The sequence below is a fragment of the Mycobacterium sp. OTB74 genome (assembly GCF_029892685.1).
In the GTDB taxonomy this organism is placed as follows: Bacteria; Actinomycetota; Actinomycetes; order Mycobacteriales; family Mycobacteriaceae; genus Mycobacterium.
Window position 1 is genome coordinate 321175 of the sequence record NZ_JARXVD010000004.1, and the last position, 21283, is coordinate 342457.

The window sequence follows — 21283 nt, forward strand, 5'->3', positions numbered from 1 at the left end:
TACAGGTTAGTTCGGTCGGCTGACAATGCCATGCACGACTTCGGCACCCGGCAGGTCGTCGATGACCGCACAGAACGCCGCGGCCTTGGCCACATAGTTGGTGAACAGGTCATAGCTCGCCGCACCGGGCGACAACAACACTGCGGTCAGGCCCGGCAGACCCGCCGCAATGCGCACCGCGTCCTGCAGGCTGGAAACCGGGTGGGTCCGTTCGGGGTGCGCTGCGGCGAAGCGACGCCCGATCTGCGTGCCATTGGATGGTCCCTGGATCAGGTGCACGTCACGGGCGCCGGACAGCAGGTAGTCATCGATCTGGTCATAGTCCAGCTGACGGTCCATGCCGCCGACGATCAGGGCGATGCGGTCCTCGGGTCGCATGGCCCGCAGCGCTGCGACTGCGCTCTCGCCGGTCGTGGCCAGCGTGTCGTCGATCCAGCGCACCGGCCCGGTGCGGCGCACGGTCTGCAGCCGATGCGGTAGTGCTTCGAATGTTTTTACTGCACTGTCGAATTCGTCATCGGTCACCGGTCGGCCGAGGATCTCCGCAGCAGCGACGGCCGCCAGTCCTCCATTTATCACGTTGTGCTCGTAAGCCATCACGTAATCACCGGTCTGCCGACACTGAATGTCGGCCGGATCGACCGTGCGGACCACCGGCGGCAGCGGAACGCCGAGCCGGCCCAGGGTGTCGAGCACCTCCGGCGTGGTGACCAGCACCTCGCCGCCCCGGGCGAAGATGTTCGCCTTCGCACTGTGATATCCGTCGATATCGCCGTGCCAGTCCAGGTGATCCTCGAACAGGTTGGTGATCACCGAGATTCGGGGGGACACGCTCACCAGAGCGCACTGCTGGCTGGACAACTCGGCGACAACGACGGCGTCCGGACCCGGCGTCAGGTCCGTCAGCGGGATACCGATGTTGCCCGCCACCGTCGTATCCAACCCCAGCCGGTGCAGCAGGTGGGTCAGGAACGACGCCGTGGTGCTCTTGCCCTTGGTTCCGGTGACCCCGATGGTCTGCGCACCGTACCGTCGCAGATACCAGTCGGCGACGCTGGACAGCGTCCGCCCGGACTCCCGCAAGTGGGCGAAAAACGGCTGATGCCAAGGGACTCCCGGGCTGATGAACACCACGTCGCAATGGTCCAGCCTGGTCAGGTGCTCGGCGCCACTCCACACGTGCAGGTTGGCGATGCCATCGGGCGCAGTCAGCGTGCCGCTGCCGGCATCGTCGACCGCCTCGATGCGTGCCGCACCCTCGGCTGCCGCGATACGGGCCATCGACTGCCCTTCTTTGCCGAAGCCCCAGATGCCGACGGCGGCACCGGAAAAGTCAGGCGGTGACGGAGTCATCGAGACCGTCCAGCGCGCGTGTGTAGCGCTCCGGCACATACTGAGTGGCCGGGCTGTCATCCCTTTCAGCCGCGACGTTCTCCAATTCGGTTCGGTCACTGCGGAATTCCTCGACCAGTGCCAGCCCTCGCCAACTGTCGTCGTCGAGAACGGCCAGCATCGATTCAGCGGCCTCGTAGTATTCGCCGACGCACTCGAACGGCTTGTGCACCCCGGTCCCCAGGATGTCCTCGAAGCCGGTACGATTTTCCATGTCTGCGAACAGGTTTCGTCCGAAGATGGCTTCCACTTCGGCGCGGCCCAGTCGGGGGGCCATGAGGACGAAGACGAACTGACACTTCGGACAGTGCCCGCACCAGGACGCACCGCGGCGTCCCTCGTCCAACGCGAACGGGCGGTTGCAGCTGATGAAGGCCCGGAAGTACTGGGGACTGGCGGCGAACCGGTCGGCGATCTGCGACTCGGACAACCCGCGCAGCAGCGAGAAGTACCGATTCGGGTTCAAGCCGTAGTGCGCCAACGTGTTCCGCAACAGGGTCTCATAGGTGATGCTCTTGGACCACTGATGGTTGATGTCGTGGCCCAGCCACTCGACGTTGCCGACGTTGGATGACCGCTCGTTGGACAGCACCACCGGCCCCAGGCCGTTGGCGTCGGCCACGATCAGTCCGATGATGCTGTTAATCGCGGTGACCGGAATATGCCCGTTGTACGCACCGGCAGCGTTGACCTCGATCAGCGCGCGGTCGATCGAGCGCATGACCCGCAAGTGCTCCAGTCCACTGATCTCGATGCACCGGTCGATCGGGTCGAACTTGTTGACATTGAACAACACCGGGCGCATGGACGAGAGCGCCTCGATGGTCACCACCGAGTCCTTACCGCCACCGACCGGCACCAGCGGCGGCGCTTCGCTGTCCCAGGTGTCGGCGCCGGCGATGGGGGCCGACGCTGTCTCCCCGGTGATATCCGGGGACAGCGCACCGGGAAGGTCATTGCGGTAGGCGAATTCGCCGAGCCCACCGGCGATCAGATGACGCAAGTAGTCACGCTCGAAAGCGTATGTCGGGAAGGCGATTTCGATGATCGCCGGGGCCGCTGCCTTGTAGTAGCTCAGCGCGCAGCTCAGGGTCAGCAGCCTCAACAGCCGGTCATCAGGTCGACCATGAGCCGGCGCCGGACCGAAGTCGATGGTCTCGGTGAAGCTGACGTCGTCGGCGGCGTCGGTGCCGCACATGGTGTAGCGCCCGCGGAACACCCCGTCGGTGACGTCGTACCCGTCGATGCGAAACGACCGATACGCCTGCGGGACAAAAGGTTTGGTCACTGCTGCTCCAGAAACGACGGGTGTGCGGAATCTACGGGCATGGCGCGCTCACCGATCTGCGCGACCGGATGCGTGCGGTACTGCGGGGAAATCCACCAGGCTCGATGCGCATCGGCCACCGGTAGCGAAGACCGCCGCACCACCACATCGGGCCGCAGCAGTCCACAGTTTTCGAGCTGATCGAGGACGGATACCGGTTCGGTGCCAGCGAGCCCGACGAGCGATTCGCCGGTGTCGACCACCAGCGCCCCGGCCAGCGGAGCTGTCACATCCGAGCCTGGCGGTATGCCGTCGATGCACTCCAGCTGCCGGAGCCGTCCGAGCAGATGGTCGACCGCCGCGAGGCTGGTGGTCCGGGCAGCCATCCGCAGCCAATACGGGTCAGTGCCGGCGGGTTTCGTCCAGCCGGAGTCCAGCAGGCCAACCCGCACCGGTTCGGCCGCCACCGGGAAGTCAGCGCTGCCAGACACCAGGAAGCGGCCCCCGTCGACGTCGATCAGGGTCACGGTGGCAGCGATTAACCGGCCGTCGAGCCGGTCACAGAGCACACCAGTGAATCGGGCCACCGCGTCACGCAAGTCACTCACCGACGGCAACGGCACGCCGAAGAAATCGGCGGGTTCCCGCAGAAACTCCCACATCGGGGTGACCTCGATGGTGTCCTTGCCGTAGATCGGGAACGTCAACGTCGGATAGCCGCCCAGGCGTGTGACAAGCTGGCTTGCGGTCAGCACCGCGCTATGGCGGTCGCGTAGCCCGTCACCCGCGTCGGCAGGCGCGATCGACACCACGTCCAGCGTCGGCGAGGGCATGCGAAAATCGGTCACTATCAGCAAATTCTATCGCATCCGACAAATGGGGAAGGTGCACGCGGCATGACCGGGACAGGGGTGATCCGGCTCACCGAATCCGATTGGCGGCTGTTCGCTGCGCTGCGATTGCGGGCACTGGCGGATTCTGTCGGCAATGAGGACGCCCAGTACCTGGGCGAGGTCGGGTTCACCGGGACTCAGTGGCGCCGCCGGTTGCGTGCTCACGCCCAGTTCGCATTCGTGGAGGGCGATGCCGGGGCGGACACCGGAGGCGACACGCGCACGGTACTCGGCCTGATCGCTGCCCAGCGACCCAATACCGAGTCGGTGTACCTGTATTCGCTCTGGACCGACCCCCTGGCGCGCGGCCGGGGCGTGGCCCGCACGCTGATGTCGGCTGCCATCGACTGGGCCCGGGATCAGGGGGCCAGCACGGTGACGCTGCGGGTCGACCAGGCCAATGACGCCGCCCGCGCGGTCTATGACGCGCTCGGGTTCACCGTGTCCGACCAGACGGCCACACCGGCAAACCCCGCTCCCGCAGGGGAAGTCATCATGTCGCTGAATGTGAGCTGAGGTCTGGCCGATATTGCGCGACGAGCTCACGCAGTCGGTCCATTGCATCGACGGCGCGTTCCTTGTCAACGGACTGGATCGCCATCGCCGGAACGTACTCGTAGTCGGGCAAATCGACCCGGGCCCAGCGAGCCCCCTGCGGGAACGACACGCCCGCCACATCGGGCCAGGCAATCAACTTGTCGCTCAAAACGTTCCGCACCGAGATACCGGCGGACCCGACCCGCAGCCGAGGCCTGGTGAACAGCAGAACAGCGCCGGCCAGGATGAAGCCCAGTACCGCCATGGCGATCTGGTCGGAGGTCTGGAAGATCACCCCGGTGGCCCGCAGTTTCAGCAGCGCCCCGACCGTGATGTGTACCGCGATGATGACCACAGCGGCCCCGTAGGCGAAGAATTTCACCCGGTACGGGCGAACCTGCAGATCCCACTCACCGGCCGGCTGAGTCATGCGCGCAATTGGTGCAGGGTCAGTGCTGTCGCCAAGGCAGCCGAAGCCGCCTGTGCGCCTTTGTCTTCCGATGATCCGGGCAGCCCGGCCCGATCGATGGCCTGATCCTCGGTGTTGACCGTCAGCACCCCGTTGGCCACCGGAGTCGACTCATCGAGCGAAACCCGGGTCAGCCCCTGGGTGACGGCGTCACACACGTAATCGAAATGCGGTGTGCCACCGCGGATCACCACGCCGAGCGCGACAACCGCGTCGTGATTCTTGGCCAATTCCTGTGCCACCACCGGGATCTCGATGGCGCCGAGCACTCGCACCACGGTCGGATTCGTGACACCGCATGCTGCGGCAACCTTTTTCGCACCGTCCAGCAGCGCGTCGCAGACCGTGGTGTGCCAGGTGCTGGCGACGATGGCGAGGCTCACCCCCGAGGCGTCCAGAACGGGCATATCCGGGACACCGACACCACTCACTGAGCGCTCCCCTTGCTGTCGCCTGCAGACGGCTGATGGCGCTCACCCAGCAGGTACACGCCTTCGTCGTAGTCATCCATGGTGACCGCCTCGGCGAAGTCATCCAGGCCGGTCAGATCGTGACCCATCCGGTCACGCTTGGTCATCAGATAGCGGATGTTATCGGCGTTGGCCCGCACCGGCAGTGGCACCCGCTCGATTATGTGCAGCCCGTATCCGTCCAGACCGACGCGCTTGGCCGGGTTGTTGGTCAGCAGCCGCATGGAGCGGATACCCAGGTCCACCAGAATCTGGGCGCCGATGCCGTAGTCCCGGGCGTCGGCCGGCAGCCCCAGTTTCAGGTTGGCGTCGACGGTGTCCTCACCGGCGTCCTGCAGCTGATACGCCTGCAGCTTGTGCAGCAGACCGATGCCGCGGCCCTCGTGACCGCGCATGTACAGCACCACGCCGCGACCCTCGTGGGCCACCATCGCCATGGCGGCGTCCAGCTGCGGACCGCAATCGCAGCGCCGCGAGCCGAACACGTCACCGGTCAGACACTCGGAGTGCACACGGACCAGCACGTCGTCGCCGTTGTTCTCGGAGATGTCGCCGCGGACCAGCGCGACGTGCTCGACGTCCTCGTAGATGCTGGTGTAGCCGACCGCGCGGAACTCACCGTGCCGGGTCGGGATGCGGGCATCGGCGACGCGTTCGATGTGCTTCTCGTGCTTGCGCCGCCACTCGATCAGGTCGGCGATGGAGATCAGCGCCAGGTCGTGGTCATCGGCGAAGACGCGCAGCTCGTCGGTCTGGGCCATGGAGCCCTCGTCCTTCTGGCTGACGATCTCGCAGATGGCGCCGGCCGGCCGCAGCCCGGCGAGGCGGGCCAGGTCCACGGCAGCCTCGGTGTGGCCGGGACGGCGCAGCACGCCACCATCCTTGGCGCGCAACGGAACCACGTGCCCCGGCTTGGTGAAGTCGTCGGCCACGGCGGCGGGGTTGGACAGCGCCTGCATGGTCTTGGCCCGGTCGGATGCCGAAATACCGGTTCCCACACCCTGTTTCGCGTCCACCGTGACGGTGTAGGCGGTGCCGTGCTTGTCCTGGTTCACCGCGTACATGGGCAGCAGCCCGAGCCGGTCGCAGATGGCGCCGTCCAGCGGAACACACAGGTAGCCGGAGGTGTAGCGGACCATGAAGGCCACCAACTCCGGGGTCGCCTTCTCGGCGGCGAAGATCAGATCGCCTTCATTCTCTCGGTCTTCGTCATCGATGACCACGACAGCCTTGCCCGCCGCGATATCGGCTATCGCCCGTTCGACGGAATCCAGCCTCGTCATCTCCACCACCCTTGCCACGGCCCGATGAGGACCTTGTTGATCACCTACCAGTATGAACCACCGGTACAGGTCGCTTAACTCCCGCCGGTCCGCTCAGCGGGCGGTGCTAGCGCTGCGACTGCGGCAGGCAGTGCTATCGCTGCGGATGCAGCAGCCGTTCGACGTACTTGGTGAGTACAGCTAAACAAACCCATATGCTACCTGGGAAGATGCAGCAGATTCAGCCACCCCAGCCGCACCCAATATGTGCGAGTGGGTAGCCGTCCTCTCCTCCCTAATCCTCTAGCGTGCTAACGTAATCGCTTGGAGGGCAATGACTTTGGAATGCCGGAGATGTGCATGGCGCAGACATGCACCCCTCACCAACACAGCCAGGAGACCCGGGCTGCCGCCTACCACATGTAGGCCGGCGTCCCGGACCGCGCTGAGCGAATGACAACAGCCCCGCGGGTTTGCCTGGCCCGCGCGCCGCCTCTGGGCGCGGATGTCGATGTGGACCCGCTGACGCTGGACCAGTGGAAAGCCGCACCAGACGGGCGGCGGGCGTGGTTGCATTCCAACGCACTCAAGGCCGCCAAGGAGCCGGTCCGGACGCGCCGGCTCAAGAAGGCCGCAAGGCTGCACGAGACGGCCGACGCCCTCGCAGCCGAGTAACGCGAGGAGCAGCCCGGTGCCGGCGAATGACGACCGCCCCTGCGAAAGCCGCCCCGGTCACCCGGGGCCGCTTCTGCACATCAACGACACACACAAGTCAAGGCTCGCACACCCGGCGGGCATGGGTCACGGGCGCGCAACCAGAAAGGAAACAGCCCATGACCTGGATGAAGATCAGCGATGACTTCTCCGACGGCTGCCGGGTGTTTAGCGATGCGGCATTCCGTATTCATGTCGCGGCACTAGTTTTCCGGTCTAGAGCGCCCTAGGCACCGGGTGATGGTAACCCGTCACAGTGTTGCGCATCGCACACCTTGGGGAAGTGATATCTGTCACACTAAAAACTCAACTTGCAGTTAGGACCGGCAAAGAGCTGGACCACAGAAAGAGGGAGATGGGTGATGAAAAGGTTGGCGACTGTTCTGTCGGTGGGTGCGGCGCTGCTGGTCGGTAGCTATGTCCCGAGCGCGCTGGCGGACCCCCCAACACCCGGTCAGTTTTGCAGCCAGGATTTAGAGGGCAAATCCAACACTGCCAAGGACGGCACCAAGCTCACATGCGTGACGGGCCAGGACGGCAAGGACCGCTGGAGCGCGGCAGGTGCACCAGGTGCGGCGGCGGCCGGTCAGTTTTGCAGCAAAGACTTAGAGGGCAAGACCGGCACCGCTAGTGACGGGACCAAGCTCACCTGCACGGCTGGCACAGATGGCAAGGACCGCTGGACCAAGAAATAGGCCAGCTCGCATCCCGCCCAGGAACGGGACCGCATGATCGTCGAGCTGGGCAGCGCGGCTGGACCCACGCCAAGATCGGCCGCCGCGTTTGGATGGCCGAGTCTGTGGTCCGGCGGGCGCTGGAGCGCATCCGCGACGGCGGCTTCGGGCAGGCGATGTTGCAGGCCTGGGCGGCACGTCATTTCGTAGCAAATGCACGCGCGACCCCCATGAAGGTGTCGCTAATGCTGACAAGGGCCGTCAGGTTGGCGGTGTCCATACCGGCCTCCCGCACGGTGGGGTAAAAACGTTGAATTACAACCCCTGCGCTACTGGCCGAGGCCGAAATTCGGTAGATATCCGCTGGTAGAAGGCTACTTTGCCGACAAGAGCCGCTCGACATATTTGGCGATGACATCCACCTCGAGATTGACGGTGGTGCCCACCGGGGCACGGCCCAGCGTCGTCAGCGACAGCGTGGTGGGAATCAAGGAGATTTCAAACCAATCCCCCTGTGCGTCGCGTCCTAGGCCGGAAACCGTCAGAGAGACACCGTCGACCGTGATCGAGCCCTTCTCCACCACGTAGCGTGCCAGCTGCTCCGGCAGCGCAATGCGCACCACCTCCCAGTTCTCGGAAGGAGTGCGGGCCAACACAGTTCCGACGCCATCGACGTGGCCCTGCACGATGTGTCCACCCAGGCGGCTGTTGATCGCCGCGGCACGCTCCAGGTTGACCCGGCCACCGACGTCGACGCCCGCCAGGCTCGACCGATTGAGTGTCTCGGCCATGACGTCGGCGGAGAATGCGCCGTCGGACAGCACCTCGACGACGGTCAGGCATACGCCGTTGACCGCGATCGAGTCGCCGTGTCCCGCATCGGCGGTGACCAGCGGTCCGCGGATGACGAACCGGGCGGCGTCGGCCAGTTGATCCTTGCTGACGATCTCGCCGAGCTCTTCGACAATGCCGGTGAACATGGGTCCAGCCTAGCTATCCCCCGTCGCTGCGCTCGCCCCCTGGAACATCCCCCGTCGCTGCGCTCGCCCCCAAAAGCTGCTTCTCACCGAAGTAGTGGGCCACCGGGTTGCCGTTGAAATTGCCAATTGGCCGGTAGCCCTCGGATTCGTAGAGCCGCTGGGCGTGCGGCTGGCGAACACCAGTGTCCAGCCGGGCCACCGTGTATCCGAGTCCCCTGGCCGCATCTTCCAAGGCGCGCAGCAGGATTCGGGCGAGACCTTGGCGCCGAGCCCCCGGCACGACGTACATCCGCTTGATCTCGCAGGACCCGTCGGGCAGTCGTTTCAGGCCACCGGCGCACACCGGGACACCAGAGCGGTACCCAACCAGGTAGACACCGTTCGGCGGGCCGAGTTGGGTCGGTCCAGCTTTGGGCATTTCTGGTGCATTGAGGTCCAAGCCGCCGCGGACGTCGGCATACAGGGCGGCCATCTCGGCTTCCATGGCTCCGACCAGTCCTGCTCCCTCGTCGGAGTCGATCGGAATCGCGCGAAATTCGAGTTCAGCCACCACGCCTGCCGTTCTACCCGCCCATCGCACAGACCAGCACGTCACGTACACCTATACGATGCAGGGCATGCAGACGCGCAAACGCTTCGCTGTCCTATTCTCTCTTTTCGCTGTGGTGCTCGCCGGCGTTCTCCTGGCTTCCGGTTGTTCGAAGTCAGAGGGCTCGCAGACCCCGCTGCCGGATGCCGCGGGGCTGCTCAAGCAGTCCGCTGACACCACCCGCGCTCAGCAGAGCGTGCACTTGGTGCTGACGGTCAACGGCAAGATTCCGTCGATGACGCTGTCCAGGCTCGCGGGCGACCTGACGCTGACCCCGGCGGTAGCCGCCAAGGGCGAGGCCGACCTGAGCTTTGCCGGCGCCCCCATCAAGGGCGCACCGTTCGTGGTCGTCGACGGCACCCTGTACGCCGCACTGAGCTCCGGCGGTCAGCCCATCGAGATCGGACCGGCCGCCGACGTGTATGACGTCTCGGCCATCCTGCGGCCTGAGACCGGGCTCTCGAACATCCTGTCCAACTTCTCGAACCCGAAGGCCGAGGGCCGCGAAACCATCAACGGGGTGTCGACGGTCAAGATCACCGGCACGGTCAGCGCCGACGCGGTCAACAAGATCGCCCCGCAGCTCAAGGCCAGCGCACCCCTGCCGGGTACCGCGTGGATCGAAGAAGGCGGCAACCACCAGCTTGAGCAGGCGCAGCTGGAAGTTACCCCGGGCAACAACATCCAGATGACCCTGACCGACTGGGGTAAGCCGGTCACCGTCTCCAAGCCGTCCGAGTAATGCGGGCGACGTCCGACCGCTGGGTCGCGATAACGGCCGGCAGTCTGGCGGTCGTGCTCGGTGCCCTCGACACCTACGTCGTGGTCACGATCATGACCGACATGATGAAGGAGCCGCCTGACGGCGTCGGCATCCCGCTGAACAAGATTCAGCAGGTCACCCCGGTCGTCACCTGGTATCTGCTGGGCTACATCGCGGCCATGCCACTGTTAGGCCGGGCGTCGGACCGGTTCGGCCGCAAGCTGGTCCTGCAGGTCAGCCTGGCCGCGTTCGCGATCGGTTCGGTCGTGACGGCGTTGTCCGGCTCGTTTCCCGACCTGAACCAGCTGATCGAGCCGCTCAACCAGCTGATCATCGGCCGGGCCATCCAGGGAACCGCCAGCGGCGCCCTGCTGCCGGTGACGTTGGCGCTGGCGGCCGACCTCTGGTCGGCCCGCAACCGGGCCGGCGTGCTCGGCGGCGTCGGGGCAGCACAGGAGCTGGGCAGTGTGCTCGGTCCGCTGTACGGCGTCGGGGTGGTGTGGCTGCTGCACACCTGGCGCGATGTCTTCTGGATCAACGTGCCCCTGACGGTCGTGGCCATGCTGCTGATCCATATCAGCCTGCCGAAACACAGCGAGTCCGAATCCCCGCAACGCATCGACGTGACCGGCGGCGTGCTGCTGGCGGCGTCGCTGGGCTTGGCTACCTGGGGTCTGTACAACCCGAACCCAGACGGCAAGCAGGTGCTGCCGGAAAACGGCCCGCCGCTGCTGATCGCGGCAGTGATCGCCGCGGTCGCGTTCTTCGTCTGGGAGAAGATGGCCCGGACCCGGCTTATCGACCCGCAGGGGGTGCGGTTCCGGCCGTTCCTGGCCGGGCTCGGCTCGTCGCTGTGTGCGGGTGCGGCCTTGATGGTGACACTGGTCAACGTCGAGCTGTTCAGCCGGGGTGTGCTGGGCCTGGATCAGAACACGGCGGTCGGCAAGCTGGTGTGGTTCCTGGGCGCGCTTCCGGTCGGGGCACTGATCGGCGGCTGGATCGCCATCCGGATCGGTGACCGGATTGTCGCGGTCGCCGGTCTTGTAATTGCCGGCTTCGCGTATTGGCTTGTGTCGCACTGGCATATGGACGTCTTGACGGCCAGTCACAGCCTGGTAGCCATGAAGCTGCCCGTATTGCCGACCGATCTGATCATCGCCGGCTTCGGCCTCGGGTTGGTCATCGGGCCGCTGACTTCGGCGACACTGCGCGTGGTGCCGACCGCCCAGCACGGCATCGCCTCTGCGGCCGTGGTGGTCTCCCGGATGATCGGCATGCTGATCGGCATGGCTGCGCTGTCGGCGTGGGGCCTGTACAAGTTCAACCAGAACCTGGCCGCCATGCCCACCCACAAGCCCACCAGCTTGGCCGATGCGGCGGCGCAGCTCGAACGCAACGTGCGCACCGCCTACGCCATGCAGTACGCATCGATATTCCAGATCACCGCGATCATCTGCATCGTCGGTGCCGTGCTGGGCCTGCTGATCGCGGGCCGTAAAGAGCACGCCGAGGAACCCGATACCGCCACCGAGGCCGATCCCGTTCCGGTGACATAGCGGTGCGTTAGGCAGATATGGGTGTGGCCCCAGACTCGACGCGTTTGTGCGTTGAAATCTAGGGCCACAGTCATTTTGTCGGCTCCGGCGTCAGCGGTCGGCTAGCACCGTTCCAGCCCTGGACGCATCAGGACCACGTTGTCGGGAATGTAGTCGGGCCGCTCACACTGCGGCGCAGTGTGCGTAGTGAACCGGTCCAGCGCCCCGTCAACGGCGTCGTCGAAATCCTCGACCACGCTCAGCACCGCCCGCAACGGGCGGAACACCATGTCCTTGAGCCCGTCTTTCATGCCGTCATCACCCGGGCGAAAGCCGAGCCAGTCCTGCAATGCAGTCATGCTCGTAATCCTTTGCTCGTGTTCGCCGCCGCGGAATTGACTTCGGTGTCAGCGGTATCGGCGGCCGAGTCAGACGACTCGGTCTGTCGGCTCGATTTTACGGGCGTGCAATTGACTCTTCCTGGGGGAACGCGACGCCCTTGATCTCAAAGCGATAACGACTGGCCGAATTGTCGCCCGTAGGAAGTGGCCTGCATCACATCGAAACCACCGCTGCCTGACGCGTCTCAGACGATTGCGAAAAAACGCAACCGCCGGTGCTGAAAAACCATCCGTCGAACCGAAAAGGCCGCTCGATGGCGTCTGACCCGCTAGTTCGGCACCAAACTGAGTCGGATATCCGGCCCGATCGGCTCCATGCCGTCGAACCTCCACCGCCGGGCCTGCCCGATGCTGGCGACGCCTACATCGTCGACCGCAGTAATAGGTCCACCCAGCAACATCGGCGCCTGATAAGCCAGAATCCGGTCCACCAGGCCGGCCCGAACGAAGGCGCCGGCCAGCACAGGACCACCTTCCAGAATCACGTCGGTCCGGTCCGACAGTGCCTGCATCACCTCGTGCGGGTCTCGGGTGCGGATAACCATGGTCCGCGAGTCGTCGTTCAAAATCTTTGCTTCGGAGGATATTTCACGCATTCCGACCACCACCCGCAAAGGCTGACGGGGAGCCAGCGAGCCATCAGGCAGCCGCGCGGTCAGGGTGGGGTCGTCAGCGAGCACCGTGCCTGTGCCCACCACGATGGCGTCGGCCACGCCGCGATGCCGATGCACGTCGGCCCGGGCCGCACCGCTGGTGATCCATTGACTCGACCCATCGGCCGCCGCACTGCGACCATCGACGCTGGCCGCAAATTTCCACGTCACATGGGGTCGACCGGTGCGCTGCCGGTGCAACCACTCGCGCAGCGGCCCGCCGGCCACCGCCTCGGCCAGCACCCCGGGCTGCACCCGCACTCCCGCCTCGACCAGCCGCTCCGACCCGCCGGCCGCAACCGGGTTCGGGTCGGCGACCGCATAGACCACACCGACGATGCCGGCGTCCAGCAGCGCATCGACGCAGGGACCGGTGCGGCCGTAATGGTTGCACGGTTCCAGGGTGATCACGGCGGTGCCGCCGACGGCACGTCGCCCGGCTCGACGCAGCGCCATCACCTCGGCGTGTGCCTCCCCCGCCGGCTGAGTGCCGCCGACGCCGGCCACAGCGCCGCCGCGGTCCAGGATCACCGCACCGACCGGCGGATTCGGGTAGGTCGTACCCTTGACCGCTTCGGCCTGTTCGATCGCCAGCCGCATTGCGGCCTCGATCACCGGACCGTCGAGCGTCACAGCACCAGGTGCGGAGAGGCGGCCGCGGCCTGCCGCCGCAGGGCCGCCACCGCTTCGGCCGGATCGGCCGCGTTGTAGACCGCCGAACCTGCGACGAAGCAGTCGACGCCGGCTTCGGCGGCCGCCTCGATGGTGTCGGCGTTGATGCCGCCGTCGATCTCGACCACGATGGTCAGCTCACCGGCGTCGACCAGGCGACGGACCGCCGCGACCTTCGGCAGCACCTCCGGGATGAATTTCTGACCGCCGAAGCCCGGCTCGACGGACATCACCAGGAGCGTGTCGAAGTCCTTGAGGATTTCCAGGTAGGGCTCGATCGGGGTACCCGGCTTGACGCTCAGCCCGGCCTTGGCCCCCGCCGCACGGATATCGCGGGCCACCGACCGCGGATCATCGGTGGCCTCGGCGTGGAAGGTCACGTTGTAGGCGCCCGCTTCGGCGTACGGCGGTGCCCAGCGCTTCGGGTCCTCGATCATCAGATGGCAGTCCATCGGGATGTCTGTGACCTTGAGCAGGCTCTCCACCACCGGCAGCCCAAGTGTCAGGTTGGGCACGAAGTGGTTGTCCATCACGTCGACGTGCAGCCAGTCGGCTCCGGTGACGGCGGCGGTCTCGTCGGCGAGCCGAGCGAAGTCCGCGGAAAGGATGGACGGGGCGATCATGGGTCCTGCCATGGCCGTCAGACTACTTTGAGCGCGGCGGCGAACATCGCATCGGTGCCGTGCCTGTGCGGCCAAAGCTGCACGTGCGGGCCGGGACCGAGCCGGTCCGCAGGGGCGAACAGCGGCCGGGTGTCGAGCGCCTCGACCGGCTGCCGACGCACCGCGTCCGCGATCACCCCGACCGTTTCGGCCAGGTGCGGCGAACAGGTCGCATACACCACCACGCCGCCGGGGCGGGTGAGTTTGATTGCTGCAGCGAGCAATTCACGCTGCAGCTTGGTCAGGCCGGGCACATCGGCGGGCTGCCGACGCCAGCGCGCCTCGGGACGACGGCGCAGCGCGCCCAAGCCGGTGCATGGCGCGTCGACCAGCACGCGGTCGAATGATCCGGGCTCCAAGCCGGATTGGCGGCCGTCCACCCGCAGCACCTCGACACCCATGCCCGCGGTGTTGCGCTCGACCAGGTCGGCGCGGTGCGCGGTCGGTTCGATCGCGGTGACGGTGGCCCCGCACTGTGCGGCGATCGAGGCCAGCATGGCGGTCTTGCCGCCCGGCCCCGCGCACAGGTCCAGCCAGCGCTCGTCGGATCCCTGCAGCGGTACCTCGGTCAGCGCCCGGGCCACCAGCTGGCTGCCCTCGTCCTGCACCTGAGCCCAGCCGTCGCGCACCGGATCCAGCTGGCCCGGGTCACCGCCGGGCAGGTACACCGCGTACGGCGAGTATCGGCCGACCTCGCCGCCGACCGCGGCAGCCAACTCCTCAGCGGTCATCTCACCTGCCCGGGCTGCCAGGTGCACTATCGGACGTTCGTCGTCACTGGCGAGCATGGCGTCCAGCTCTGCGGCATCGGCACCCAGCGCATCAGCGAAAGCCTGTGCCACCCAACGGGGATGGGCATGGGCGAAGGCGGTGTGTCCGATCGGGTCGGTGGCCGCCGCGGGCGCCAGCTCGGCCACCCAGGCCGCTTCGTCTTTGGCCGCAATGGTTCTCAGCACGCCGTTGACGAAACCCGCACGCGCCGTGTCGAATTCGATGCCAGCCTGTTCGACGGTAGTGTCCACCGCCGCGTGTGCGTCGACCCGGGTACGCAGCAACTGGTAGGCGCCAAGCCGCAGGAGGTCCAGCAGCACTGGGTCGATGTTGCTGGCTGGCCGCCCAGCGGCATGCTCGATAACCGCGTCGAGCAGGCCGAGGCTGCGGCAGGTGCCATAGGTCAGTTCGGTGGCGAAGGCCGCGTCACGGCCGGTGATGGCGCGCTCGCGCAACAACGCCGGTAGCGCCAGGTTGGCGTAGGCGTCTCGTTGCGACACCGCGCGCAGCACGTCAAACGCAGCGCGCCGGGCCGGGTCGAGGGGCTTGCGACGCGGGCCGCGTGGCCGCGATTGCTGCCCCCGGTCCTCGGTTCGGTCCCGAGTTCGGGCCGGGTCCCGACCGCGGTCACGGTCTCGCGGCGCGCCCTGGCCAGGCCTGCCCCGCTGCTGCCTATCCCGCTGCTGGCCGTCTCGCTGCTGCGGCCGACGTCCCTGTCCGTGTTCGCGTCGCTCACTCACTGCGCCACCACGCCTTCCTCCAGTCGTGCACCGCGCGCCCAGTCGGCGGCGTTCATCGCCTTCTTGCCGGGCGGCTGCACGGTACCCAACTGCACCGGCGTACTGCCGGTGCCGACCAGCACCGCCGACTTCTGTACCCGAATTGCCCCAGGCGCCAACGGATCTGCCTCGACCTGAGTCACCGGCCCGAGCTTGACCCGCAACTCACCGATCTCGGTCCAGGCACCGGGATTAGGGGTTACCGACCGGATCCGGCGATCCACCACATGGGCGGGCAGGTCCCACCGCACCCGAGCATCCTCGACCGTGACCTTGGGCGCCACAGTGACCCCGTCGGTGGCCTGCGGGACCGCGGTCAGTGCACCGTCGGCGACGCCGTCCATGGTCGCGGCCAGCAATCCGGCACCCGATTCGGCCAACCGAGCCAACAGATCACCGGAGGTGTCGGTCGGCCGAATCGTTTCGGTGACGAGGCCAAAAACCGGTCCCGAATCCAAGGCCAGTTCGATCTGGAAGGTGGTGGCACCGGTCACTTCGTCACCCGCCGCGATAGCCGCCTGCACCGGTGCGGCACCACGCCAGGCCGGCAGCACCGAGAAATGCAGGTTGATCCAGCCCAGCCGAGGTACGGCCAACAGTTCCTCGCGAAGCAGTGCGCCGTAGGCCACCACAGCGCAGCATTCGGGTGCCAGCTCTGCCAGCTCGGCGACGAACTCGGGGGCATTGGGTCGATCCGGGCGCAGCACCGGAATACCTTCTGCCAGAGCAACTTCCGCCACCGGGGACGGCTTGGGCTTGCCCCGACGACCGGCCGCTGCGTCTGGTCGGGTCAGCACCGCGACGACGTCATGGTGGGGTGAGTCGATGAGCCGACGCAGCGCGGGCACTGCGGGCTCGGGCGTTCCGGCGAAGACTATGCGCACGATGTACCAGGCTAGCCAACCAGCACCGACCTGCGGACCATGCTCCGCGGCCAAGCCCCCACCGGGTACTGGCCCGGCTGGGGCCCTACCGGCTGCGGTTGGCCCCGTCGCGGCGGGCCCGGCTGCCAACCCTGCGGCGGGCCGGGGTTCCACGGGTTGGTTGTGACGTCATCCTCGCCTACGTCCGTGCTCATGTCATTTGTGACACGTCCACCACCAAACTGCTGCCGAGCCAGCCGACGCGCGCCCGAATCAGCCGATGTTCGGCGGGTCCACCTGAACCCGAACCGGCTGCTGGTCGCGATGCGCGCTGACCACGCCGATGGCGTGCCGCAGCGCGGTCGCCAACACCAGCCCGCGGTCCCGCGGCACCCGGACCAGCATCCGCTCCACCGGATCGGCTGGGTCCAAGCCGGGTGGACGCCGCGCGCCGAACGGCAGGTCGACCGGCCCCAGCAACACACCGTCCGGCGGGAGATCAGCCGCGGCCAGCAGGGCCGCCACCGCGGCCGGCGTGCCGTCGACAGCGGCCAGATGTACCGCCGGTGGCAACCCGACCTCGGCCCGCCCGTCCAGCTCGGCCTCGGCGTGTCCGATCGGATCCCAGCGCACCAGCGCCTGCACGGTGGGAATGCCTGACTCGGCGACCACCACCACCTGGCCGCCGTCGGCCCGCGAGCACACCAGCGCCGACGCTGACAGCCAGCGGCGCAGGGTGTCCTCGGCGGCACGCAGATCCTGGCGCCCCAATAGCGCCCAACTGTCCAGTAGCAGGGCCGCGCCATAACTACCGTCTGCTCGAGGTTCGGCCCCCGGAGTGGACACCACCACCGCCGGCGCTGCGGGCACCTGCGGCACCACCGAGTCCCCGCCGGATGTGATGACCGTCGTCCCGGGAAATGCCCGGCCCAGCTCCTCGGCAGTCCGCCGGGCGCCGACCACAACCGCACGCACCGCGTCGCTGCCGCATTGGCTGCAGCGCAATGCCGCATCCTGGCGCCCGCACCACCGGCACACCGCACCGGTCGTGTCCCGGTCGGGCAGCGACAACGGCCCGGTGCAGTGTCGGCACCGGGCGATGGCTCGGCATTTGGCGCAGGCCAATGCCGGGACATAACCGCGGCGCGGCACCTGCACCAGGACCGGCTTACCGGCTGACAACGCCGCTCGAGCGGCGCCGAGAGCCAGCGAAGGCAGCCGCGCGGTGTGTGCCGCGGCGTCGCGCTCGTGAGCGTGTGCGTCGTCGTCGAGGGCAATCACCCGGGGTGCGTGGGCACGCAGCACAGTGCGGGTGGCCACCAGGTCATGAGCCCAGCCGCTGCGTACCAATGCGTGTGCCTCTGCGGTACGGGAGAACCCGCCGATCATTGCGGCGCAACGCAATTGGTGGGCCCGCAGCATCGCCACCTCGCGCGCGTGCGGGTAGGGCGCGCGCGGCTCGGCCAGGGAATCGTCACCGTCGTCCCAGACCGCGACGAACCCGAGGTTGACCACCGGCGCGAACACCGCACTGCGCGTTCCGATCACCAACCTGGCCTGACCGCGCAGCACCGAGAGCCATCGCCGGTAGCGCTGCGACGGGCCCAGCCCCGCGGACAGGGCTACCACCCGTTGCTCGTCGACCAGGTTCAATGCCGCGGTGTGCACGGCGTCGACGTCGCGCTGGTCGGGCACGATGAGCAGTGCCGTCCGCCCGGCATTGACCACGACGGCGGCCGCCTCACACAGCCGCTGGGCCCAGTCTTCCCCCGGCAACGCCTGCCACACCGCTCTGGCAGCGCGACCTTGGGCAAGGGCATCGAGAAACTGTCCGCCGCGCCCGTACTGCTGCCAGCCCGTATGGTCGACGTCACGTTGCGTCAGCGGCGGCAGGTCCGGTGGCGGTTGCTTCTCGACGGTGGCGTGCCGGGGTGGGACAGCCAGCCGAAGCACGTCGGGACGGGTGCCGGCATATCTGGCTGCGACCGCTTCGGCCAGTCTGCGCACCTCGGCGGTCAGCACCGGTTCCGCCGAGACCACCTTGTCCATCCACCCCAATTTGCCGGAATGGTCGGTGTCAGAACGCCTTTCGAGAATGAAGGCGTCCACCAACCGGCCGTTGAACCGGACCTTGGCGCGCACCCCGGGCTGTGCGTCGTCGGACAGTTCAGCGGGCACCAGGTAGTCGAAGTCGCGGTCCAGGTGCGGCACCGACAACATGGGCAGCACCCGGGCGACGGGCTCGTGCTCGGCCTGCGTCCTGGTGGCGGTCACGCAGCCGGTCTAGCAGACGGGGCAGACACCGTCCGCTTCGCGAAGAAACCGGCGGTGATCAGCAGCAGAGAGGCGGCGTAGGCCCACCAGATCGGGACTGCCAGTGACTCGTCGCCCAGCACGAACTTGCTGATGCCGATCATGCTGTCGGACACCGCGAAGCACAGCGCTCCGGCTGCGGTCCAGGGCGTCGGCAGCTGCGCGAACAGCGCGGCACACACCATGGCGACCAGAACCGCCATATAGACCGTCACCGGTATCGCCATGCCCTGCCTGATCAGGTTGGGCCAGAACCAGATCAGCAGTCCGATGCAGACCACCACCAACACGGCGGCCGCGGCGGTACGCCCCGGGGTGCGACGAGCCAGTGGAACCAGCGCCGCCAGGAAGCACAGGTGCGCGACCAGGAACGAGCCCAGGCCGAAGACAAAGGATGGCACTCCCCCCGGCCGCCACCAGGGCATGGCCAACAGGAAGTCACCGCCCGCCGAGAACACCAGCGCGGCGACCAGCCAGCGCCGCTCCCGGGTGATCGAATGTCCGGCGGCGGCGACCGCCAACAGCAGCGCCGGCAGTGCCTTGACCTCGGGCTGCAGCGCAAACTGGCCGGTCAAATCAGCGCCCGACGGTAGCCGCAGCGCCGTCGCGATCAGGAAGACGCCGTAACCCGCAGCGACCACCGCTGCGGCTACCCACAGTCGCCACAGTTGGCGCGGTGCGTACGGTGAGCTCATGTCGGACTCTGAACGCCCCGCACTCGATCCCATCCTGAAAAAGGTACTGGAAGCGGTGCCGTTCCAATTGACCATCGACGGCGGCGCCGAAGAAGCGCGGGCCAGGTTTCGCGCGTTGCCGCGCAGCGCGGTGTACCCGGAGGTCCGCGCCGAGGACCGGGTGATCGTGGGGGTTCCGGTCCGTATCTACTGGCCGCCGCAGGCCGCTACGCCCGCGCCGGTAGTGCTGTTCTTCCACGGAGGCGGCTGGGTGGTCGGTGATCTGGACACCTACGACGGCTCCGCGCGGCTGCATGCGGTGGCCACCGGCGCCGTGGTGGTGTCGGTCGACTACCGACTGGCACCCGAGCACCCGTACCCCGCGGCTGTCGACGACGTGTGGGCGGCGACCGAGTGGGTCCGTGCGCACGCCGATGAGCTCGATGGCGACCCGAATCGCGTTGCAGTGGCGGGTGATTCGGCGGGCGGAAATCTGGCAGCGGTTGTGGCGCAACTGGTCCGTGACGCGGGCGGGCCGCCGCTGCGGGCCCAGTTGCTGTGGTATCCGGCTACCACCTGGGACACCTCGCTGCCGTCGTTCACCGAGAACGCCGACGCGCCGATCCTGAACCGCAACTCGGTCGGCGGATTCTCGCTCCTGTACGCCGGCGGCGCAGACCTGCACAACGCTCCGGCAGCGCTGATACCAGCGCGCGCCGAGTCACTCGCCGGTCTGGCGCCCGCCTACATCGCGGTCGCCGGTTACGACCCGCTGCGCGACGACGGTATCCGGTACGGCGAATTACTCACCGCGGCAGGGGTTTCCGTCGAGGTGCACAATGCCGAGACGTTGGTGCACGGCTATTTGGGCTACCACGGAGTGGTACCTACCGCCACTGACGCGGTCGACCGCGGGCTGGCGGCCCTGAAGGCCGCGCTAGCCTGAGGCATGACCTCCGAGGTGACGCAGAACACGCGCCCCGCCATCGACCCGCTAATCAAGGGCGTCCTCGAAGCGATCCCGCTGGAATTCACCATCGACGACGGCGTCGAGGTGGCGAGGGCCAGGCTGGCGGCCATGCAGCTGCCCGCCGAACTGCTGCCGGCGATGCGTACGGAGGATCGCGAGCTGGATTGCGGTGCGGCCAGGGATATTCCGGTCCGCATCTACTGGCCTCCGACCGATGGGGAAACCGGCCCGATGCCGGTGGTGGTCTTCTACCACGGTGGTGGCTGGGCGATCGGCAGCCTGGACAGCCACGAGGCTGTTGCGCGCGCCCATGTGCTTGGCGCGCACGCCATCGTGGTGTCGGTGGATTACCGCCTGGCGCCCGAGCACCCGTTCCCAGCCGCGATCAAGGATTCCTGGGCCGCGCTGCAGTGGGTCGGTGAGCACGCCAGCGAACTGGGCGGCGACCCCGCGCGCATCGCCGTGGCCGGCGACTCGGCCGGCGGCAACATTGCGGCAGTGATGGCGCTGCGGGCCCGGGACGCCGGCGGGCCTGCGCTGGTGTTTCAGCTGCTCTGGTACCCGCCGACCACCGGTGATGTCTCACTGCCGTCGTTTATCCAGAACGCCGACGCCCCGATGCTGAACCGCGATGTCGCTGACGCATTCCTGACCTGGTACCTGCCGGGCATAGACATCACTGACCCAGCGACGCTGCCCGCAGATCTGGCGCCGGCCAATGCCGAGTCACTGGCCGGCCTCCCGCCGGCATACATCGGAACGGCCGAACACGACCCGCTGCGCGACGACGGCGCCAAGTACGCCGAACTGCTTGCCGCAGCCGGTGTTCCGGTGCAATGGAGCAACGAACCGACCATGGTGCACGGCTACGTCAGCCTGGCCCTGGCCTCGCCGGTAGCGACCGAAGCCACCAATCGCGGGCTGGCCGCGTTGAAGACCGCCTTGCACGGCTAGCGGCTTCCGCCGAGTCGGGCATAGCT

At 67.3% G+C, this 21283-nt stretch carries 22 protein-coding genes; 7 read left to right on the forward strand and 15 right to left on the reverse strand.

From position 1 onward, the window contains the following. Window positions 1-6 precede the first annotated feature (6 nt). From murD to M2432_RS09185, 3 genes are read right to left on the reverse strand one after another with little or no spacing between them, the layout of a single operon-like run. Window positions 7-1353, reverse strand: coding sequence for a UDP-N-acetylmuramoyl-L-alanine--D-glutamate ligase (gene murD / locus M2432_RS09175; RefSeq protein WP_280826475.1), 1347 nt, complete (start codon window positions 1351-1353; stop codon window positions 7-9). Next, window positions 1334-2680 (reverse strand): hypothetical protein, encoded by a 1347-nt coding sequence (locus tag M2432_RS09180; protein WP_280826476.1) that lies wholly within the window; start codon window positions 2678-2680, stop codon window positions 1334-1336. The genes murD and M2432_RS09180 overlap by 20 nt, the downstream gene beginning before the upstream one ends. Beyond that, the gene (locus tag M2432_RS09185) at window positions 2677-3507 is read right to left on the reverse strand and encodes a hypothetical protein (RefSeq protein WP_280826477.1); all 831 of its coding nucleotides are present in this window, start codon (window positions 3505-3507) and stop codon (window positions 2677-2679) included. The genes M2432_RS09180 and M2432_RS09185 overlap by 4 nt, the downstream gene beginning before the upstream one ends. A gap of 48 nt (window positions 3508-3555) precedes the next feature. On the opposite strand from M2432_RS09185, the gene M2432_RS09190 reads away from it, so the two are divergent. Beyond that, window positions 3556-4068, forward strand: a complete 513-nt coding sequence (locus M2432_RS09190) for a GNAT family N-acetyltransferase (RefSeq protein ID WP_280826478.1) — start codon at window positions 3556-3558, stop codon at window positions 4066-4068. Here the strand turns inward: M2432_RS09190 and M2432_RS09195 are convergent. Genes M2432_RS09195 through M2432_RS09205 form a run of 3 tightly spaced genes read right to left on the reverse strand, consistent with a single transcriptional unit; the run spans window position 4046 to window position 6311 of the window. Continuing rightward, window positions 4046-4519, reverse strand: a complete 474-nt coding sequence (locus M2432_RS09195) for a PH domain-containing protein (protein WP_280826479.1) — start codon at window positions 4517-4519, stop codon at window positions 4046-4048. The genes M2432_RS09190 and M2432_RS09195 overlap by 23 nt on opposite strands. Next, window positions 4516-4965: a 6,7-dimethyl-8-ribityllumazine synthase gene (gene ribH, locus M2432_RS09200; protein ID WP_280826521.1), complete on the reverse strand. Its 450-nt coding sequence runs from the start codon at window positions 4963-4965 to the stop codon at window positions 4516-4518. The genes M2432_RS09195 and ribH overlap by 4 nt, the downstream gene beginning before the upstream one ends. A gap of 20 nt (window positions 4966-4985) precedes the next feature. Beyond that, window positions 4986-6311 (reverse strand): bifunctional 3,4-dihydroxy-2-butanone-4-phosphate synthase/GTP cyclohydrolase II, encoded by a 1326-nt coding sequence (locus M2432_RS09205; protein ID WP_280826480.1) that lies wholly within the window; start codon window positions 6309-6311, stop codon window positions 4986-4988. Between the two features lie 432 nt (window positions 6312-6743). Between M2432_RS09205 and M2432_RS09210 the strand changes: the two genes are divergently transcribed. Both M2432_RS09210 and M2432_RS09215 read left to right on the forward strand, forming a co-directional pair. Next, on the forward strand, window positions 6744-6965 hold the full coding sequence (locus M2432_RS09210; RefSeq protein ID WP_280826481.1) for a hypothetical protein: 222 nt from the start codon (window positions 6744-6746) through the stop codon (window positions 6963-6965). Between the two features lie 401 nt (window positions 6966-7366). Next, on the forward strand, window positions 7367-7699 hold the full coding sequence (locus M2432_RS09215; protein WP_280826482.1) for a hypothetical protein: 333 nt from the start codon (window positions 7367-7369) through the stop codon (window positions 7697-7699). 353 nt (window positions 7700-8052) lie between these two features. On the opposite strand, the gene M2432_RS09220 is transcribed toward M2432_RS09215, so the two are convergent. Both M2432_RS09220 and M2432_RS09225 read right to left on the reverse strand, forming a co-directional pair. Then, window positions 8053-8658, reverse strand: coding sequence for a riboflavin synthase (locus M2432_RS09220; protein WP_280826483.1), 606 nt, complete (start codon window positions 8656-8658; stop codon window positions 8053-8055). A 13-nt stretch (window positions 8659-8671) separates the two neighbouring features. Next, a complete protein-coding gene (locus tag M2432_RS09225; protein ID WP_280826484.1) occupies window positions 8672-9208 on the reverse strand; it encodes a GNAT family N-acetyltransferase in 537 nt (178 codons plus the stop codon). 67 nt (window positions 9209-9275) lie between these two features. Between M2432_RS09225 and M2432_RS09230 the strand changes: the two genes are divergently transcribed. Both M2432_RS09230 and M2432_RS09235 read left to right on the forward strand, forming a co-directional pair. Continuing rightward, window positions 9276-9989: an LppX_LprAFG lipoprotein gene (locus M2432_RS09230; RefSeq protein ID WP_280826485.1), complete on the forward strand. Its 714-nt coding sequence runs from the start codon at window positions 9276-9278 to the stop codon at window positions 9987-9989. After that, window positions 9989-11566 (forward strand): MFS transporter, encoded by a 1578-nt coding sequence (locus M2432_RS09235; RefSeq protein ID WP_280826486.1) that lies wholly within the window; start codon window positions 9989-9991, stop codon window positions 11564-11566. The genes M2432_RS09230 and M2432_RS09235 overlap by 1 nt, the downstream gene beginning before the upstream one ends. A 101-nt stretch (window positions 11567-11667) precedes the next feature. Here M2432_RS09235 and M2432_RS09240 read toward each other — a convergent pair whose 3' ends face one another. The 7 genes from M2432_RS09240 to M2432_RS09270 form a co-directional block, all read right to left on the reverse strand. Continuing rightward, entirely contained in the window at window positions 11668-11904 is a 237-nt protein-coding gene (locus M2432_RS09240; protein ID WP_280826487.1) for a hypothetical protein, read from the reverse strand. A 311-nt stretch (window positions 11905-12215) separates the two neighbouring features. Beyond that, the gene (ribD, locus tag M2432_RS09245) at window positions 12216-13199 is read right to left on the reverse strand and encodes a bifunctional diaminohydroxyphosphoribosylaminopyrimidine deaminase/5-amino-6-(5-phosphoribosylamino)uracil reductase RibD (RefSeq protein WP_280826522.1); all 984 of its coding nucleotides are present in this window, start codon (window positions 13197-13199) and stop codon (window positions 12216-12218) included. 29 nt (window positions 13200-13228) lie between these two features. After that, window positions 13229-13906 carry a ribulose-phosphate 3-epimerase gene (rpe, locus tag M2432_RS09250; protein WP_280826488.1) on the reverse strand — a complete coding sequence of 226 codons (678 nt, stop codon included), beginning with the start codon at window positions 13904-13906 and terminating at the stop codon, window positions 13229-13231. A gap of 5 nt (window positions 13907-13911) precedes the next feature. Next, window positions 13912-15444 carry a transcription antitermination factor NusB gene (locus M2432_RS09255; RefSeq protein WP_280826489.1) on the reverse strand — a complete coding sequence of 511 codons (1533 nt, stop codon included), beginning with the start codon at window positions 15442-15444 and terminating at the stop codon, window positions 13912-13914. Continuing rightward, complete coding sequence (gene fmt, locus M2432_RS09260; RefSeq protein ID WP_280826490.1) at window positions 15441-16367, reverse strand: methionyl-tRNA formyltransferase; 927 nt, start codon at window positions 16365-16367, stop codon at window positions 15441-15443. Before fmt ends, M2432_RS09255 begins: the two co-directional genes overlap by 4 nt. A gap of 252 nt (window positions 16368-16619) precedes the next feature. Continuing rightward, on the reverse strand, window positions 16620-18620 hold the full coding sequence (locus tag M2432_RS09265; protein ID WP_280826491.1) for a primosomal protein N': 2001 nt from the start codon (window positions 18618-18620) through the stop codon (window positions 16620-16622). Then, window positions 18617-19354 carry a lysoplasmalogenase gene (locus M2432_RS09270; protein WP_280826492.1) on the reverse strand — a complete coding sequence of 246 codons (738 nt, stop codon included), beginning with the start codon at window positions 19352-19354 and terminating at the stop codon, window positions 18617-18619. Before M2432_RS09270 ends, M2432_RS09265 begins: the two co-directional genes overlap by 4 nt. Between M2432_RS09270 and M2432_RS09275 the strand changes: the two genes are divergently transcribed. Next, complete coding sequence (locus tag M2432_RS09275; protein WP_280826493.1) at window positions 19353-20279, forward strand: alpha/beta hydrolase; 927 nt, start codon at window positions 19353-19355, stop codon at window positions 20277-20279. The two genes, M2432_RS09270 and M2432_RS09275, sit on opposite strands and share 2 nt — an antisense overlap. Before the next feature lie 15 nt (window positions 20280-20294). Continuing rightward, a complete protein-coding gene (locus M2432_RS09280; protein ID WP_280826523.1) occupies window positions 20295-21257 on the forward strand; it encodes an alpha/beta hydrolase in 963 nt (320 codons plus the stop codon). The last annotated feature ends 26 nt before the right edge of the window (window positions 21258-21283 follow it).

Bases quoted from the DNA above. Each gene is read 5' to 3' on its own strand.
- murD (WP_280826475.1), bottom strand. From the start codon at position 1,353: ATGACTCCGTCACCGCCTGACTTTTCCGGTGCCGCCGTCGGCATCTGG.
- M2432_RS09190 (WP_280826478.1), top strand. From the start codon at position 3,556: ATGACCGGGACAGGGGTGATCCGGCTCACCGAATCCGATTGGCGGCTG.
- M2432_RS09195 (WP_280826479.1), bottom strand. From the start codon at position 4,519: ATGACTCAGCCGGCCGGTGAGTGGGATCTGCAGGTTCGCCCGTACCGG.
- ribH (WP_280826521.1), bottom strand. From the start codon at position 4,965: ATGCCCGTTCTGGACGCCTCGGGGGTGAGCCTCGCCATCGTCGCCAGC.
- M2432_RS09205 (WP_280826480.1), bottom strand. From the start codon at position 6,311: ATGACGAGGCTGGATTCCGTCGAACGGGCGATAGCCGATATCGCGGCG.
- M2432_RS09210 (WP_280826481.1), top strand. From the start codon at position 6,744: ATGACAACAGCCCCGCGGGTTTGCCTGGCCCGCGCGCCGCCTCTGGGC.
- M2432_RS09215 (WP_280826482.1), top strand. From the start codon at position 7,367: ATGAAAAGGTTGGCGACTGTTCTGTCGGTGGGTGCGGCGCTGCTGGTC.
- M2432_RS09220 (WP_280826483.1), bottom strand. From the start codon at position 8,658: ATGTTCACCGGCATTGTCGAAGAGCTCGGCGAGATCGTCAGCAAGGAT.
- M2432_RS09230 (WP_280826485.1), top strand. From the start codon at position 9,276: ATGCAGACGCGCAAACGCTTCGCTGTCCTATTCTCTCTTTTCGCTGTG.
- M2432_RS09235 (WP_280826486.1), top strand. From the start codon at position 9,989: ATGCGGGCGACGTCCGACCGCTGGGTCGCGATAACGGCCGGCAGTCTG.
- M2432_RS09240 (WP_280826487.1), bottom strand. From the start codon at position 11,904: ATGACTGCATTGCAGGACTGGCTCGGCTTTCGCCCGGGTGATGACGGC.
- ribD (WP_280826522.1), bottom strand. From the start codon at position 13,199: ATGCGGCTGGCGATCGAACAGGCCGAAGCGGTCAAGGGTACGACCTAC.
- rpe (WP_280826488.1), bottom strand. From the start codon at position 13,906: ATGGCAGGACCCATGATCGCCCCGTCCATCCTTTCCGCGGACTTCGCT.
- M2432_RS09275 (WP_280826493.1), top strand. From the start codon at position 19,353: ATGTCGGACTCTGAACGCCCCGCACTCGATCCCATCCTGAAAAAGGTA.
- M2432_RS09270 (WP_280826492.1), bottom strand. From the start codon at position 19,354: ATGAGCTCACCGTACGCACCGCGCCAACTGTGGCGACTGTGGGTAGCC.